14 protein-coding genes and 1 pseudogene are annotated in these 15,095 nt (G+C 42.0%); 7 read left to right on the top strand and 8 right to left on the bottom strand.

The window, feature by feature from the left end; all coding sequences use genetic code 11:
• Window positions 1–150: 150 nt before the first annotated feature.
• Window positions 151–687: a molybdenum cofactor guanylyltransferase gene (locus GVJ38_RS11225; RefSeq protein ID WP_159723255.1), complete on the top strand. Its 537-nt coding sequence runs from the start codon at window positions 151–153 to the stop codon at window positions 685–687.
• A gap of 11 nt (window positions 688–698) precedes the next feature.
• Here GVJ38_RS11225 and narI read toward each other — a convergent pair whose 3' ends face one another.
• The 4 genes and pseudogenes from narI to GVJ38_RS11205 all read right to left on the bottom strand — a co-directional run bounded on the left by narI (window position 699) and on the right by GVJ38_RS11205 (window position 7,150).
• Window positions 699–1,394 (bottom strand): respiratory nitrate reductase subunit gamma, encoded by a 696-nt coding sequence (gene narI / locus GVJ38_RS11220; RefSeq protein WP_159723254.1) that lies wholly within the window; start codon window positions 1,392–1,394, stop codon window positions 699–701.
• Window positions 1,391–1,951, bottom strand: a complete 561-nt coding sequence (gene narJ / locus GVJ38_RS11215; RefSeq protein ID WP_159723253.1) for a nitrate reductase molybdenum cofactor assembly chaperone — start codon at window positions 1,949–1,951, stop codon at window positions 1,391–1,393. Before narJ ends, narI begins: the two co-directional genes overlap by 4 nt.
• Window positions 1,944–3,501, bottom strand: a pseudogene (narH, locus tag GVJ38_RS11210) (nitrate reductase subunit beta). Before narH ends, narJ begins: the two are co-directional and overlap by 8 nt.
• Window positions 3,491–7,150: a nitrate reductase subunit alpha gene (locus GVJ38_RS11205; protein ID WP_159723259.1), complete on the bottom strand. Its 3,660-nt coding sequence runs from the start codon at window positions 7,148–7,150 to the stop codon at window positions 3,491–3,493. The pseudogene narH and the gene GVJ38_RS11205 overlap by 11 nt, the downstream one beginning before the upstream one ends.
• Before the next feature lie 176 nt (window positions 7,151–7,326).
• On the opposite strand from GVJ38_RS11205, the gene GVJ38_RS11200 reads away from it, so the two are divergent.
• A complete protein-coding gene (locus tag GVJ38_RS11200; protein ID WP_159723252.1) occupies window positions 7,327–7,581 on the top strand; it encodes a hypothetical protein in 255 nt (84 codons plus the stop codon).
• 51 nt (window positions 7,582–7,632) lie between these two features.
• Here GVJ38_RS11200 and GVJ38_RS11195 read toward each other — a convergent pair whose 3' ends face one another.
• Window positions 7,633–8,628, bottom strand: a complete 996-nt coding sequence (locus tag GVJ38_RS11195) for a hypothetical protein (RefSeq protein ID WP_159723251.1) — start codon at window positions 8,626–8,628, stop codon at window positions 7,633–7,635.
• Between the two features lie 417 nt (window positions 8,629–9,045).
• Here GVJ38_RS11195 and GVJ38_RS11190 point away from each other — a divergent pair, with 417 nt between their 5' ends.
• Complete coding sequence (locus GVJ38_RS11190) at window positions 9,046–10,011, top strand: PocR ligand-binding domain-containing protein (protein ID WP_159723250.1); 966 nt, start codon at window positions 9,046–9,048, stop codon at window positions 10,009–10,011.
• Between the two features lie 73 nt (window positions 10,012–10,084).
• On the opposite strand, the gene GVJ38_RS11185 is transcribed toward GVJ38_RS11190, so the two are convergent.
• Window positions 10,085–11,089 (bottom strand): YeiH family protein, encoded by a 1,005-nt coding sequence (locus GVJ38_RS11185; protein ID WP_159723249.1) that lies wholly within the window; start codon window positions 11,087–11,089, stop codon window positions 10,085–10,087.
• 140 nt (window positions 11,090–11,229) lie between these two features.
• On the opposite strand from GVJ38_RS11185, the gene GVJ38_RS11180 reads away from it, so the two are divergent.
• The 3 genes from GVJ38_RS11180 (at window position 11,230) to GVJ38_RS11170 (ending at window position 13,139) form a co-directional block, all read left to right on the top strand.
• Window positions 11,230–12,087, top strand: a complete 858-nt coding sequence (locus GVJ38_RS11180; RefSeq protein ID WP_159723248.1) for a LysR family transcriptional regulator — start codon at window positions 11,230–11,232, stop codon at window positions 12,085–12,087.
• A gap of 1 nt (window position 12,088) precedes the next feature.
• Window positions 12,089–12,697 (top strand): pentapeptide repeat-containing protein, encoded by a 609-nt coding sequence (locus GVJ38_RS11175; RefSeq protein ID WP_159723247.1) that lies wholly within the window; start codon window positions 12,089–12,091, stop codon window positions 12,695–12,697.
• Window positions 12,698–12,773: 76 nt separating this feature from the next.
• Window positions 12,774–13,139, top strand: coding sequence for a YccF domain-containing protein (locus tag GVJ38_RS11170; RefSeq protein WP_159723246.1), 366 nt, complete (start codon window positions 12,774–12,776; stop codon window positions 13,137–13,139).
• 39 nt (window positions 13,140–13,178) lie between these two features.
• Here the strand turns inward: GVJ38_RS11170 and GVJ38_RS11165 are convergent, their stop codons facing one another.
• The gene (locus tag GVJ38_RS11165; RefSeq protein ID WP_159723245.1) at window positions 13,179–13,349 is read right to left on the bottom strand and encodes a hypothetical protein; all 171 of its coding nucleotides are present in this window, start codon (window positions 13,347–13,349) and stop codon (window positions 13,179–13,181) included.
• 175 nt (window positions 13,350–13,524) lie between these two features.
• Here GVJ38_RS11165 and GVJ38_RS11160 point away from each other — a divergent pair, with 175 nt between their 5' ends.
• Window positions 13,525–14,061, top strand: a complete 537-nt coding sequence (locus GVJ38_RS11160) for a prolyl-tRNA synthetase associated domain-containing protein (protein ID WP_159723244.1) — start codon at window positions 13,525–13,527, stop codon at window positions 14,059–14,061.
• Between the two features lie 69 nt (window positions 14,062–14,130).
• On the opposite strand, the gene GVJ38_RS11155 is transcribed toward GVJ38_RS11160, so the two are convergent.
• A complete protein-coding gene (locus tag GVJ38_RS11155) occupies window positions 14,131–15,081 on the bottom strand; it encodes a hypothetical protein (RefSeq protein WP_159723243.1) in 951 nt (316 codons plus the stop codon).
• Window positions 15,082–15,095 lie beyond the last annotated feature (14 nt).

The raw sequence follows: 15,095 nt of genomic DNA, 5'->3' as shown, positions 1-15,095 counted from the left end.
TTCAGTTTAATAAAACGTACAATTTCTGGAATAAAAGTCATCCGCTGCGTAAGCATTTGATTTTTGGGCAATTTTGAATGAAATATAGTTTTCAGATTTTTCTGAAATTATTTGTGCAACACTAGTGAGGTTGGACAAGTAGGTGGAAAAATGACGATTGGGATTATTTTAGCTGGCGGAAAATCACGTCGCTTCAAACAAGATAAAGCACTTTTCTTTGATCCACAGTTTCATAAAACTTGGGTTGAATTAGCGACAGAAAAACTGCGCCCATTCACAACTGAACTTTTCATATCCGTCAATAAGACGAATGCTGAAGCGATCCACAAGCTTTTGATTGATCAGTCAGTTCACTTAGCTATTGATACGCTCCCTTCAGTTGGTCCATTAGGCGGCTTATTGACTGTCGCACAACAAGTAGAAGCGACTGATTTTTTAGTTTTAGCTGTGGACTATCCTGAACTTACTTCTGAAAGTTTGCAAAAGCTGCTATCAACTCCAGATTGCTACGCCGTCGATGCTGAAAACAATCCGCATTTTACGATTGCCCATTTGAACTTTGAAGCTCAAAAATTAGCCGATTACCTAGCAACAGGTAATCGACGCTTAAAATTTTTTTATCAGCAGTTAGGATTACAGACGCTCACACTTCCAGCTGATCAATTAAAAAATCATAACTACCGTTAAAGTGCCCCTACTTACCAGGCACTTTTTTTGTTGTTTGCTCGGTAGATGATCAGCCGGCGGAACGTATACTGCAACGGTACCGTCAAGGCATGAACGAGTCGCGTGTAGGGGAAAATCCCAAAAATCGTCAACCCGCATAATACATGGATCTTAAACAATAAGGGGACTTGTGCCATCAAGTGATAGTTAGGCGCAAAATAAAACAATTGTCGAGCCCAAACAGCTAGTGTCTCGCGATAGTTAAAATCAGGCGCATTCGGTCCTGCGATAAAAGACGCTGATAACCCTAAAATGATCGTGATTAACAAGGCGACATCCACGATCAAATCACTCCAAGAACTTGTGACGAAGACTTTTAAACTAGAAAAGCGCCGATAAGTTAAGATCAAGATCCCAGCAAACGCCATGATCCCAAAGATTCCTCCCATCAATAAGGCAAATCCGTGATACAGTTCATCACTGATCCCGAAAAAATCCGTGACAGCTTTAGGCACTAACACCCCCATCACATGGCCGGCAAAAACAAAAATGATTCCCACATGAAACAAAAGACTTCCGATGATCAATTGACGTTTTTCTAACAGTTCACTGGACTTAGCTGTCACACTACCTTTGAACTTAGTAAAACGGAGGATCGTTCCAAAGATAAAAGAACCTAACATCAAGTAAGGAAAGATCACCCAACAGAAAATATTCAGGCCGTTCATATTCTCACCTTCTCTTTCACACAGGACTTCAAAAGATTACGTACTTCGCGGATTAATTGGATGTAAGGTTCCGTTGCGTATTCTTTAGCATGTTGCAAAAGTTCATAAGTCCCATCTTCTAACACCGAAAATAAAAATTGTAAATCCGCAATTCGCGGATCCGCTTGCCACTGCCCGACTGCTAAAAATTCCAGCATGACCGGTAGATAATCCGTCAATTCGGCTTGTTCTAGTGTCACACCGAACATCTCATAAAGCATTTTTAATTTTGCTAACACGACACCGCGCTCTTTGCCATCTTTAAACCGATAATACGTACAGTACAATGTAATCTGCTTGTTCAACTCAAACAGATGAGTGAACTGTTCTTGTCTTGTTTGCAAAGATTGCTGTGCCAGTTTTTCAGCCCAAGTTAAAATCATCGTTTTCTCATGTCCAGCTGGCAATATTTCGGTCAATTCCGCAAGGGGGACTGTCGACTCTTCTGGGAAATCCAGCAACTGTGACAAAACTAAAAAACTCGGACGAAGTGTGGTTAATCGTTTCGTATCAATCACGCCAGATCCCCCCATAAAAGTTTTCTTCGTAGATCTCATCTCCTGGTCGGCCTTGCTCGGCTTGCTCTAACATCGAACCATGTAAGCTAGCTAACGAACAGCCACTACACTCCTCATAACCTAACCCGCCTTGACTAGCTTTCGCTGAATCGACGTAACGCTCTCGCTGGGCTTTTGGGATCACGAAGCGTTCATCGTATTTAGCGATCGCTAGCAACCGGTACAATGCCTTCGCGGTCTTTTCCGTCAACCCGACTTAATTTAGTGAGCTCAAACGGTTTATGACTTGTTTGGGCACGCATATAAAGGCGCATCATGGCTAATTTATAAAGCGCGGCTTTGACTGGTTGTTCAGCGCCGCCAGTCAATAGATTTGCTAAATACGCAATCGGGATCCGCATCTCATCGATTCCAGGAAAAATTTGTTCTGGGTCATTCAATGAATCCTTACCTTCAAAATAATTCATGATCGGTGAAAGCGGTGGCACATACCACACCATCGGTAATGTCCGATATTCAGGATGTAGCGGAAACGCGATTTTTTCTTTGACTGCCATTTGATAGATTGGTGAATTTTGCGCGTGTGTCAGCATTTCCGTTGAGATCCCTTGTGCTTTTGCCGCTTCAATCACCGCTGGATCATGGGGATCTAAAAAAAGTTCCAACTGACGCTCGTATAATTTTTTCACATCCGTTTCACTCGCAACTTCAGCTACTCGATCAGCATCGTATAAGACAACACCGATGTACCGAATCCGCCCCACACACGTTTCTGAACAAACCGTTGGTAAACCTTCTTCAACTCGCGGATAACAAAACGTACACTTTTCGGCTTTATGAGTCTTCCAATTGAAATAAACTTTTTTATACGGGCAACCCGACATACAAAATCGCCAGCTTTTACATTGCGTTTGGTTGACTAACACGATCCCATCTTCGTCGCGTTTATACATCGCACCGCTGGGACAAGACGCCACACAAGCCGGGTTTAAACAATGCTCACATAATCTTGGGAGATACATCATAAAAGCTGTCTCGAAATTTGCTTTGATCTCCGTTTCGATTTGTTTGATATTGGGATCTTGCGCGATGGAATGATCCCCGCCAGCCAAGTCATCATCCCAATTTGGTCCCCATTTCAACGCCATATTTTGACCTGTGATCTGAGATTTAGCTCGAGCAACTGGTTGATGCTTCCGAGCTTTACCAAATAATATTTTATAATCATATGTCCAAGGTTCATAGTAATCATCTAAACGTGGCATGTCATTGTTGTAAAAGATCCGACCAGTCAAAATTTTGGACCATTTTCCACCAGCTAGCAAGGTCAACTTATTTTTATGATCCAAAGTCCAGCCACCGTGGTAGCGCTTTTGATCTTCCCATTGCTGAGGATAGCCGACACCTGGTTTGGTTTCAACGTTATTAAACCACATATATTCTGCACCTGGGCGATTCGTCCACGTATTTTTACACGTCACCGAACAAGTATGACACCCGATGCATTTATCTAGATTCAAGACCATACTGATCTGGGCTTTAATCTTCATTCCAGTTCACCTCTTCCAATTTCCGCACCGCCACATAAAGATCACGCTGATTTCCGATTGGACCGTAATAATTAAACCCATAACTCAGTTGCGCATAACCACCGACCATTTGAGTGGGCTTGATATGGACTTGTGTCGGTGCATTATGGCTACCGCCGCGATTTCCGGTAATAGTGGAAAGCGGTACTTGAATATGCATATCCTGGGCGTGATACATGTACATACTTCCTGTAGGCATTCGATGAGAGATTACCGCTCGAGCCGTCACGACGCCATTACGATTGTAAAGTTCTAGCCAATCATTATCTTTTACTCCTAACGTAGCCGCGTCTTCTAAACTGATCCAAACGTTAGGACCACCGCGGAATAAGGTCAGCATCTGCAAATTATCTTGATACGTCGTGTGAATGTTCCATTTGCCATGAGGAGTCATATAGCGCAATGTCAGCTCGTTTTCCACCGGCTTAATCACTTGATCTTTCGGTCCCATGACTTGAGGTGGTAAGGTCGGCTTATAGGTTGGCAGCATCTCACCATATTCTTGGAAGATCTCATGATCGATATAAAATTGTTGGCGGCCAGTCAACGTTCGAAACGGTACGAAACGTTCAATATTTAGGGTAAACGGCGAGTAGCGTTCCCCATCTTTTTTGACACTTGTAAAGACCGGGGTTGGTAAAGTCTCCCGCGGTTGGGCCGTAATCGCGTTAAAATCCATTCGGACTTGCTGATAGCCTTCTCCGATATCAGTCAGTTTCATCCCAGTTTTTTGCTCAGCATCTTGCCAGGCTGCTAAAGCCACTTTCCCATTTGAGGTGCTGGATAAAGTTAAGATCGCATCGGCAACTTGTTTTTCGTCATAGATCTTTGGACAGCCTTGGTTGTCCCCGCTAGCGTAAACTCCATTCATTTTTTTCAACTCATCATATTGTTCGCCGATTGGAAAACTGAATCCTTCTCCGCCGACACGACCATTTTCTAAATTAGGCCCCAGTGAAATAAATTGATCATATAGTTTTGTGTAGTCACGTTGGATCAATTGCAAATTGGGTAATGTCTTCCCTGGAATCGCGTCGATCTCATCTTTTTTCCAATCTTTGATCTGGCCTAACGGTTGGGCGATCTCGGCTGGTGAATCATGTCCAAGGGGCGCCGCATGGAGATCATACACCGGTTCAGGTAATTCTGTCTTCGCCAATGTTTGGACTTCTTGGGCTAACGTGCGGAAGATCTGCCAATCTGTTTTTGATTCCCACAATGGAGCGACTGCTGCATTGAATGGATGGATGAAAGGATGCATATCGGTACTAGACAGGTCTTCTTTTTCGTACCAAGTCGCAGCAGGTAAAACAATATCTGAATACATCGGTGTTGAGACCATCCGGAAATCAAGGGTCACGACTAGATCTAGCTTGCCTTGAACTTCTTCTTCCAACCATTCCATCTCTACTGGCTTAAATTGTTCATTCGTTTTTGCTAATAGTCCATTTTCTGCACCTAATAAATGTTTCATGAAATACTCTTGCCCTTTGCCACTAGAAGAAAATAAATTAGAGCGCCAAATGAAAAGTCCTTTTGGCTGATTTTCATTTTTATCGGGTGACTCTGCCGCAAATTTCAACGTGCCTTTTTTCAACTCTGCGACGACTTTGTCTACTACCGTTTGTTCATCCGTGGTCCCATACTCCGTTACAAAAGTTAGATTATTCCGATCAAACTGCGGATAACTTGGTAGCCACCCTAAACGAATCGCCATTTGATTGTAATCAGCAGGATGTTCATAGCCGTTTTTAATCTGACCTATCGGAGATTTTTGTGCTTGATTATCTAACTCATCATACTTCCATTGATCACTAGCAAAATAGAAAAAGGATGTGCCATTTTGTTGCCGAGCACCTGCCGTCCAGTCTTTGGCAAAAGCGATCGTGCCCCAGCCTTCTTTGGGTCGTAATTTTTCTTGTCCAACATAATGAGCCCAGCCACCGCCAGAAACACCTTCACAGCCTGTCAGTAAGATCAAGTTAAAGATCGTTCGATAGATCATATCGCTGTTATACCAATGATTGATCCCAGCGCCCATGATGATCATCGATTTTCCATTACTATCAAGCGCATTTTGAGCAAATTCCCGTCCGATCTGAATGACGAGACTTTGTTTAACCCCAGTGATCTTTTCTTGCCAAGCTGGTGTGTAAGGACTCGACGCATCCTCATAACCACTAGCAGCTAAGTCATCTTCTAGCAACCGCTTGATGCCATATTGGCTTAACATTAAATCATAGACCGTTGTAATAAACGCGGCTTGACCATCTTTTAACGTCAAACGTTTGACAGGAACGTTACGCGTCAAAACCTGACTTCCCTGTTCATCAAAATACGGAAAATCTAATTTTACTTGCTCGTGTTCTAAAATCGACAAAGCTGGATTGATCGGTTCACCGTTTTTATCTTGCAACTTCAAATTCCAATCGGTCTGTTCTTCCCAACGTTGACCGACCGTTCCATTCGGTACTTTCACCGAATTTGTCAATTGATCAAAGACGACTGTTTTCCAATCACCGTTTACTTCAGGCTCACCACTCAAATCGGAATATCGCAAGAAACGTCCCGAACGAAAATGATCGCCATTTTTTTCTAATAAGACTAAAAAAGGCAAGTCAGTATATTGTTTCGCGTAAGCTTCAAAACGCGGCTCACTACGATCAACATAAAAATCTTTCAAGATCGTATAGGTCATTCCTTGAGCCAAAGCAGCATCCGTCCCAGGATTAGGTGCCAGCCAATTGTCAGCGAATTTTACATTTTCAGCGTAATCTGGACTGACCGCAACGACTTTTGTCCCTTTGTAACGTGCTTCCGTCATAAAATGGGCATCAGGCGTTCGAGTCAGTGGAACATTTGAACCCCACATCATCAAATATTGGCTGTTGTACCAATCTCCTGATTCTGGTACATCGGTCTGCTCGCCCCACACTTGCGGAGAAGAAGGCGGCAGATCAGCATACCAATCGTAAAAGCTCAACAGCTCGCCACCTAACAGTGATAAAAAACGACTCCCTGCCGCGTAACTGATCATCGACATGGCAGGAATCGGTGAAAAACCCGCGATCCGATCGGGACCATATTTTTTGATTGTGTAGATCAACATCGCTGCCATCATTTCTAACGCATCTTCCCATTTTACTCGTACGAGACCACCTTTACCCCGCGCACTTTTGTAACTGGCAGCTTTTACAGGGTCTTCAACGATCGATCCCCACGCTTTAACAACGCCTTCATTTTGTACCTTAGCTTCAGTCCATAATTGCCAAAGTTTCCCTCTGATATAGGGATACTTGATCCGTAACGGGCTGTACTCATACCAACTGAAACTAGCGCCACGGGGACAGCCTCGCGGTTCATATTCCGGCGAATCAGGCCCGCAACTCGGATAATCCGTTGCTTGATGTTCCCAAGTAATGATCCCTGATTTAACGTACACATTCCAGCTGCAAGAACCAGTACAGTTCACACCGTGCGTCGTCCGGACAACTTTATCATGGCTCCAACGTCGCCTGTAAAGTGCTTCCCACTCGCGGTTCTTAGTTTCCAATTGGGAAAAACTACCATTGAATTTTTCGGTTGGTTTGAAAAAACGCGGTTTCCTCATCTTCTTCATCTCACTTTCTGCAATCCCTTACCCAAAAATAAAAAACTATGCTATCGTTAAATGAGAACTGATTAATTTCATTTTAACAAACCAAATAAAAACTGTCATATAACAACTTCATTTTTAAATATCTTTTTTATTTGCCCACAAAGAAACTTTTGAAAGGAGCAACCATGATGAAAAAATCAACTGACCTTTCCTCCGGTGAATTCCAAAAATTAATCCAACTCGCCTTACAGTATTTGACCATTCGACAGACGCTGATCGAAAACGAATTAGCTAACTTGCGCCTTGAACTGCGAACGTTAGAACGGGAGGAGCAGCTGACTGTTTTAGAGCGGGAACTTCATTTGTTGCAACAAGATTATCAGCGCTATCAAGCATTCTCGGACCCGACGTTTAGAATTGACTGGGAGAGTTATTATCGGTAAACAAAAAAACATGCGAACAACTGTGGATGACAGTCGCTCGCATGTTTACTTTTATTGTCCTTGGTAAGTTGCTAGTAATTGATTAAAATCTAATCCACGATCACGGGCGATAAATTGTAGTAACGTTCCCGCATCACCGGACAAGTGCGCATCACGATAATATTGATTCAACTGAGCATCAGAAAAGCTCGTCGCATCTAAACCGGCTTGCGTGATCACATTACGGTAAGCTTGTAACATGTCAGCTGGCATCGTCGCATCTTGTGAGCCGTTACTTGTTTGGCCATTATACCGATAATAATTGTTCAGCAACTCGTTCACATCTAAGCCACGGTCACGAGCGATCGATTGTAAAAGAGTCCCTACATCACCTGACAAATGATTCTGTTGGTAATAGTGATTCAATTGATCATCTGAAAAGCTCGTCGCATCTAAACCGGCTTGCGCGATCGCAGTCCGATAACTTTGCAACATCTCAGCTGGCATCGTTGCATTTTGTGAGCCGTTTTGGTTCAACCCATTATAAGAATAGTAACTATTCAATAACTGATTCACATCCATGCCTTTGTCCCGGGCGATAAATTGCAACAGTGTCCCTACATCGCCAGATTTATTCGCTTCTAAGTAATAGCCATTCAGCTGTTGATCAGAAAACGCTGAACTGTCTAACCCGGCTTGTTTGATAGCAGTCCGATAAGCACTTAAGACATCGGCGGGAATGCTCAATTTCGACTGGCCCGTTGCGTTGTTACTTTGCGTCGTGTTCGCTCCTTGGGCAGAACTTTGAGATTGTTGAGTGGTTGCTTGACTCTCTTTTTTAGCGGCTGCCTTACTGGTCGCAGTGCTGTTTTGCGATTCACTCATTGCTTTTTTTGAATTAGCAGCTGCGGAAGTTGTGCCGGCTGAAGATTGTTTTTTCTTCGTAACGATAGTCGATTGTTTTTGGTTATCTGCATTGTGGCTGCTTGTTTTTTCTGTATTAGTAGCACAAGCGCCTAACAAGATCGTCGTTGTAACGAGACTTAATAAAAATACTGTCTTTTTCATAACATACCTCTTTTTTCTTTGGCTTATAGATGCATTGTAAGCTTCTACTGCGGACATCGCAAGGTCTTAAATTTGATTTAAACCTTTATTTATAAAACACTACAATCGTTGTTTTTTCATTCGTTTGTCATGTTTTTCCTATCAGAACGCGTTTTTTTGTGAGCTGAAGTGATTGGTTTGACAGCTGTCGACTCCCTTTTTGCTGTCTAGGGCCTTTGCTAAAAAACTTATTTTTTTCTTATATTAAATAATTAAAACGAATAATTTGAAGCAAAATGCAAACTTTATGTGAGTTTAACATAAATTTGACAACATTTTTCATTGCAACTTTATTTTATTTTGTTTAGCAATGTTACAAAAAGATAAATATTTTATTTCGAATGACAAATGTTATATAATTAAAGTGGGGTGAGGTATATGGGGTTACCAATCAAATTAGAACAGATTCTTGAATTGGAAAAGTGGAATAAATTACAAGATAAAATCGCGCAGTTGACACAAGTGCGCCTCGTCTTAATCGATCGCAGTGGGCATGCACTCTCACAAGTCAGCGGTCAGCAACCTTTCTGCCAAGTCTTGCAGCAAGAGCCTAAACTTAAAAATTATTGTGGTGAATGCCGAATGCTGGCCTTAAAAAAAGCCGCTCAGACACAACAACCTTGTGTTTATAATTGTCATTTAGGACTAGTGGATATCGTCATTCCGCTGATGAGCGACCGACGTTTTTTAGGGGCGATCGTCGCAGGGCAAGTTCGCTTGAAAGAACCAAAGCATTTGCCACCGATCTTAAACTTTTCTGATGAACAGCTGCGGCGAACTGTCTTAGCAACTAATCGAGGTGCTTATCAAGCAATCCCGGAAAAAACATTAGCTGAGATCCAGCAGATCACTGATTTTTTAGTCGAGATTAGTTCTTATTTGATCTCAGAATCGTTGAAAAAAAATTATTTTATTGATGCTTATCAAAATGCGTTACATTTAGAAGCAACTGATCTAAATGACAGCAGTGCTTGCAACAAAACAAAGGCGGTTCCTAAAACTTATTTAGCCGATAATCAGTTGCTTCAGCCTGCAATCGATGCGATCTTAGAAAATCAATCGATCCAATACACACTAAATGAACTAGCTGAGATCACCAACTTGAGTCCTGCTTATTTAAGTCGCCTGATCAAAGAAGAGTTCGGAGATTCCTTCAGTCATATCTATCGCAAATTAAAAATGCACTGGGCGATCGAATTGTTGGAAGATCCTAACCTTTCGATCCATGAGATCAGTCATAAATTAGGGTATCCTGATCCCAGCTATTTCATTCGCTTATTTAAGCAAACGATCGGCATGACACCGTTGAAATACCGCAAGAAACATCAGAAACAACCAATTTGATACTCTGAAAGCCGCCTAACTGCTAAAACTAACAGTTAGGCGGCTTTTTTAATCAATAAAGACCATTTAGCTTTTAACGAATATTGAGTACAAAAATCAAAACAGTAACGAGCACAGTCTGGATTGCACCAACAGATAATCCATAAATCAAAAAGCGCGGGCCTTCTTTCATGAATTTTTTAAAGTCTAAACGCAACCCGATCGCAGCTAGTGCCGTCGTTTCAAACCACGTACTGAAAAAATGAGCGCCAGTATCTAAAACATGGGGTAATGAGATAAAACTGTTCAAGACGCAGCAGATCAGAAAACCTAATACATACCACGGAATCGGTAATTTACCCGTTTTGGCCTCTTTATCTTTTAAATTTTCGCCGTGACTGTCTTTTGCCATTTTACGTTCAAAAATAAACACGACGACGACTAACATCATGATGCGCATGATTTTAAACAGCATGGCAAATTTGACGGTCTCACTATTGACTAAACTGGCACCTGCGACAACTTGGCCAACTGATTGCAACGTTCCGCCTAGCATCGCACTTTTAGCTAACAGACTATCACCAAATAATGCCATCCCCAAAAACGGTAAGGTCAACATCATGACGGTCCCTAGCAAATTGACTAGTGTAATGACTTGGCCTTTTTCTTCATCGTCCGCTCCAATGGCAGGCGCTACAGCCCCAATCGCAGAAGAGCCACAAACTGCGTTCCCGGCGCCCATCATCAACGCTAACTTCTCGCCAAAGCCTAACTTACGCCCAATCTTATAGGCACTAAAAATCGTCACGCTCATTAATACTAACACTAATGCGATCCCCTTTAGTCCAATATGTGCAATCGTTTGGAACGTGACCGTAAACCCTAACAACACCACGGAATATTCCAGTAAACGACTTTCCGCAAATTTTGTCCCCGTGGCTAAGATCGATTGTTTAAAAACGGTATTGCCTAATAAGATCCCCATCAAGATCGCGATCGTCGCGCCGCCGATCTCGGGAAAAATCAAACCTAAGCCCTTGCTGACAGCGGCTACGATAAATGAAAGTAATAACCCTGGTAAAATTGTATTTTGCTTCATATGTGTTTTTTCCTTTACTGTATTTAACATACGTCACTTCCCTTTCTCTTTTGACATTTTTTATTATACACATCTCTAACTATCTTGATTAATTATTGTTATAATAGTTATCATAAAGAAAATTAATGGAAGTGATTACAATGTTTAAATTGCTGGAAACCTTTCGGGTCGTTTACGAGACGCGTAATTTTTCAAAAGCTGGCGAGATCTTATTCATCTCACAGCCTTCTGTCTCAAGTCAGATCAAACAATTGGAAACCGAACTCGACACACCCCTTTTTACTCGCAATGGACGGCGTGAGATCGTCGCGACGCCGCAAGCCGATTTGTTGTATCAAGGGACACTAGATCTATTGGAAGATTGGAATGGGATCATCGACCGGATCTCACGAGAACAAGATCAACGCGTCTCATGTCGTATCGCTGCTTCCCATACATTTGCTGTTTATTTGTTGCCAAAATTATTAACCGAACTGATCCCCGCTTTTCCCACGATCGATTTTTCGATCCAAATGATGAACTCGATCGAAGTGTTAGAAGCGGCTAGTCGTCATGAGATCGAATTAGGGTTTATTGAAAAACCTTTATCGACTGGACGCATCAAACGGTTTACAATGATGCGGGATCAATTGGTCTTAGTCGGTCAAACAGGACCATGGCTTTTGCGAGAGACTTCCTCAGGTGTGTATCATTATACGAAACGCTACTTAGAAGAATACAACATCAAAGGGCCTTTTTTAGAAGTCAAAAACAATGAGATCATCATTGAGTTGATCAAACAAGGAGTCGGAAAAACTATCATTTCAAAGCGCGCGGCAACAGAACACCACTTGCCTTATGAAAGCTTGCCAGAAGAATACTTGCGTAACTTTTATTTGATCCAACGACATCACTTGGATTCTAAAGAAGTCAATCAGTGTGTCGCCTTCATCAAAAAATGGTCAGAACAAGTTGAACAAGCAGACCTTATAATAGAAGAAAAAACAGGAGGCGCATAATATGCCTACTCACAAAAAATGGCTCGGTGCGGATTTTTCAGAGCAAGAACTTTGGCAAAAAGATTTTTCTTACGCGGATTTGACTGGAGCTGACTTTAGCCGCAGTTTGTGTCGCGAGTGTGATTTTTCCCATGCGATTTTAAAAAATGTGAATTTCACTAGTGCGGATTTACGAGGTTGTTCATTGAAAGCTGCCGATATCTCAGGAGCGAATTTATACTTTTCAATGTTGGAACACGTTGATTTAACGGGAGTCAAATTTGATGAGACAACGCAATACTTTAAGTTACATTGTCCAGCGCAAGGTGCCTTTCTCGGGTATAAAAAATGTTTTGATTTTCGGATCGTTCAACTCTTGATCCCAGCTGATGCGCGGCGAACTTCAGCGACGAACACCACATGTCGGTGCGACAAAGCAAAAGTTTTAACGATCAAAGATATGGAGACTAATCAAGATTATACTGAAGCCGTCTCTTATGTCGATCAAGATTTTATTTATCGTCGCGGTCAATGGGTCGAAGCTAAAAACTTCAATCCAGATCGCTGGGTCGATTCGACTGGTGGGATCCATTTTTTCTTGACTCGGAAAGAAGCAGAAGATTATCTTTAAGCGTTCAGTTTCTCATCCTTGGGGCCGATGCAACTACCTGCTGAATTTTGTATACTCAACTAAAGGAGTGAGCAGTATGTCTTGTCTTGGAAATTTTATCTGGTTGATCTTCGGCGGTTTGATCGGCGCGATCACGTGGTTTTTAGCGGGGATCTTATGGTGCATCACGATCGTGGGGATTCCGATCGGCCAGCAATGTTTTAAATTTGCTGCCCTCAGTCTCGCGCCATTTGGAAAAGAAGTCGTTTATGTCCCCAACAGTATCAATTTAATCGTGAATATCATTTGGCTGATCGTCTCAGGCGTTCCATTAGCTTTAGGTCATTTGATCAGCGCTGGATTATTGTTTTTAACGATCGTGGGGATTCCATTTGCTTTTCAATCATTGAAATTAGCACGGTTAGCGTTGATGCCGTTTGGTGCGCGGATCGTTTCGGCTTAAGCACGAAATAGTAAAAAAACTGGACCTGATGCCCAGCTTTTAGCCAAAGATTAAATAGATGATCCCAATCACGATCATGAAAAAATTTAGTCCAACTTGTACATTGACCATCATCGGCTGGATGGTCTTTTTTTTGCGCTTTAAAAAAGCCAAATACACATTATAAATGACCACGAGTAAAAAAAAGCCTAACACAAATGCTGTATACATGATTTCCCACCTCTCCTTTTGTAGTGTAGCGATAAATTTCGTTGAGTTCAACTACTTATGCTAAGTTATGCTATACTAAAAACAACTTGTTGGTCTTATCACAAGCTTTGGGTACTCATCTTGACGTTCACGTGAGTAGCATCAAGGTGAAATTAATTTAAAAGGAGTGGTTTAGTTGGTTTATGTAAGTGAGCCGTCTGAAAAAGCACCGGTTACATTTGATTCAACCTTGGAAGAAAAAACGTTTGCAACGTTGGAACAATTGAAGATCCCATTTTACCAAGTCGCCACAGGTGAAGCTGTGACGATGGCAGATTGTCGTGACATTGACGTCCGCTTAGGCGTAGAAGTCGTCAAAACGATTTTTTTGTGTAATCAGAAAAAAACGAAATTTTATTTGTACATCACACCTGCTGACTTTACTTTTGTTACCAAAGACTTTGGGAAAAAATTAGGCATTCCTCGGGTCTCTTTTGCTTCAGCAAAACTTTTAAACGAGCGTTTAGGTGTCATTCCAGGAGCCGCCACGATTTTCGGCTTATTGCTCGATCCAGAAAAAGAGATCACACTCGTCATAGATCGCGCGGTTGCTAACCGGCCTTGGTATGCGTGTAGTTCGGGCGCCGTCACCAACTATTTAAAATTAAAGACACAAGATCTTTTCGAAAAATTTTTACCTTATACTGGTCATGAAGCGATTTTGATCGATTAAAACGCAGCTAAACAGACCCAATAAAAAGCGAGGAGGACTAAAACACTAGCGTCAGTCCCCCTCGCTTTTTTATTGTTTTTCGATTCTTTCGATTTTTTGTTGCAACCGATCGTAGTCGACTTTGAAATATCTAATGGCTGTTTCAGAAGTCGGAACGCGAAAATAATATTCCGATTGCCCATCAGTCGGTGTATTTGAATGATAAAAGCCAGCTAGATACACGTGACGTAAATTCCCTTGCGCAGCTTTGAAGAGTTCAAAAAAGCCGTCTTTTTCTTTAGCCGGCAACTCATTTTCCAGTGCGGTGAATTCCGTCAGATCCGGATTGAAATGCGCTTTTTTCAATTGGGTGTAAACTCGTTCATCCGATTGATTCGTGACGATATCATCCCACGTCGTTTCAAAGTCGGCCGCTTTGTCTAAATACGTGTCATCTTTTGTCATGATTGTGACATCTGAAGTGCTGTTCGTCGCTGAGATCGATCGTAAGTTTTTATCATCATACGTCAATGCGATTTGGTAGTCGTTTCGTTTGCCATCTGCATCCGTAAAAGTCCACAGCTGACGAATCGTCTTCACCGGCTGGTCATCTTCTAACCGAACGCCGTAGCCTAACAAACTGACTTTGACAAAACTTGCCTCTTCAGAACTGATCACCGGATAAAATAAACGATAAACTCGAAAGACGCCCTTTGGTTGAAGCACTGTGCCATACACTTCGCCTAAAGTCGCCGCTAAGACATCTGAACTAGCATAAGTCGCGGTGTCTTTTAATTTTGTATTTAAGGCGTTGATTTTTTCTAGCTGCTGCTCAAGCAGTTCTTGGTCATTATAATCTTTCAATGCAATGGAAGTCAGCTTAGGCAAATCAGCTTTTTTTATCTGTTTGTCATTACTAGCAAACGCACTGAACGGAATCTCAAATTGCGGAAAATTCCCCGTCAAAACGACGATGAAAAAGCCCAACACCAATGCGCCTAAGATGCCCCAAAAGATCAGCCATTTTTTCGTTGTTTTCATTAGTCCTCCTAAAA

Origin of the sequence: Enterococcus sp. CSURQ0835 (assembly GCF_902706605.1) — a bacterium.
In the GTDB taxonomy this organism is placed as follows: Bacteria; Bacillota; Bacilli; order Lactobacillales; family Enterococcaceae; genus Enterococcus_A.
The sequence above is the reverse complement of the archived record's forward strand: the minus strand, read 5'-3'. Positions and strand labels throughout refer to the sequence as shown.

What these genes read in the sequence shown, in the direction of transcription:
- GVJ38_RS11225 (WP_159723255.1), top strand. Translation starts at nt 151, where the DNA reads ATGACGATTGGGATTATTTTAGCTGGCGGAAAATCACGTCGCTTCAAA.
- narI (WP_159723254.1), bottom strand. Translation starts at nt 1,394, where the DNA reads ATGAACGGCCTGAATATTTTCTGTTGGGTGATCTTTCCTTACTTGATG.
- GVJ38_RS11205 (WP_159723259.1), bottom strand. Translation starts at nt 7,150, where the DNA reads ATGAGGAAACCGCGTTTTTTCAAACCAACCGAAAAATTCAATGGTAGT.
- GVJ38_RS11200 (WP_159723252.1), top strand. Translation starts at nt 7,327, where the DNA reads ATGAAAAAATCAACTGACCTTTCCTCCGGTGAATTCCAAAAATTAATC.
- GVJ38_RS11195 (WP_159723251.1), bottom strand. Translation starts at nt 8,628, where the DNA reads ATGAAAAAGACAGTATTTTTATTAAGTCTCGTTACAACGACGATCTTG.
- GVJ38_RS11190 (WP_159723250.1), top strand. Translation starts at nt 9,046, where the DNA reads ATGGGGTTACCAATCAAATTAGAACAGATTCTTGAATTGGAAAAGTGG.
- GVJ38_RS11185 (WP_159723249.1), bottom strand. Translation starts at nt 11,089, where the DNA reads ATGAAGCAAAATACAATTTTACCAGGGTTATTACTTTCATTTATCGTA.
- GVJ38_RS11180 (WP_159723248.1), top strand. Translation starts at nt 11,230, where the DNA reads ATGTTTAAATTGCTGGAAACCTTTCGGGTCGTTTACGAGACGCGTAAT.
- GVJ38_RS11175 (WP_159723247.1), top strand. Translation starts at nt 12,089, where the DNA reads ATGCCTACTCACAAAAAATGGCTCGGTGCGGATTTTTCAGAGCAAGAA.
- GVJ38_RS11170 (WP_159723246.1), top strand. Translation starts at nt 12,774, where the DNA reads ATGTCTTGTCTTGGAAATTTTATCTGGTTGATCTTCGGCGGTTTGATC.
- GVJ38_RS11165 (WP_159723245.1), bottom strand. Translation starts at nt 13,349, where the DNA reads ATGTATACAGCATTTGTGTTAGGCTTTTTTTTACTCGTGGTCATTTAT.
- GVJ38_RS11155 (WP_159723243.1), bottom strand. Translation starts at nt 15,081, where the DNA reads ATGAAAACAACGAAAAAATGGCTGATCTTTTGGGGCATCTTAGGCGCA.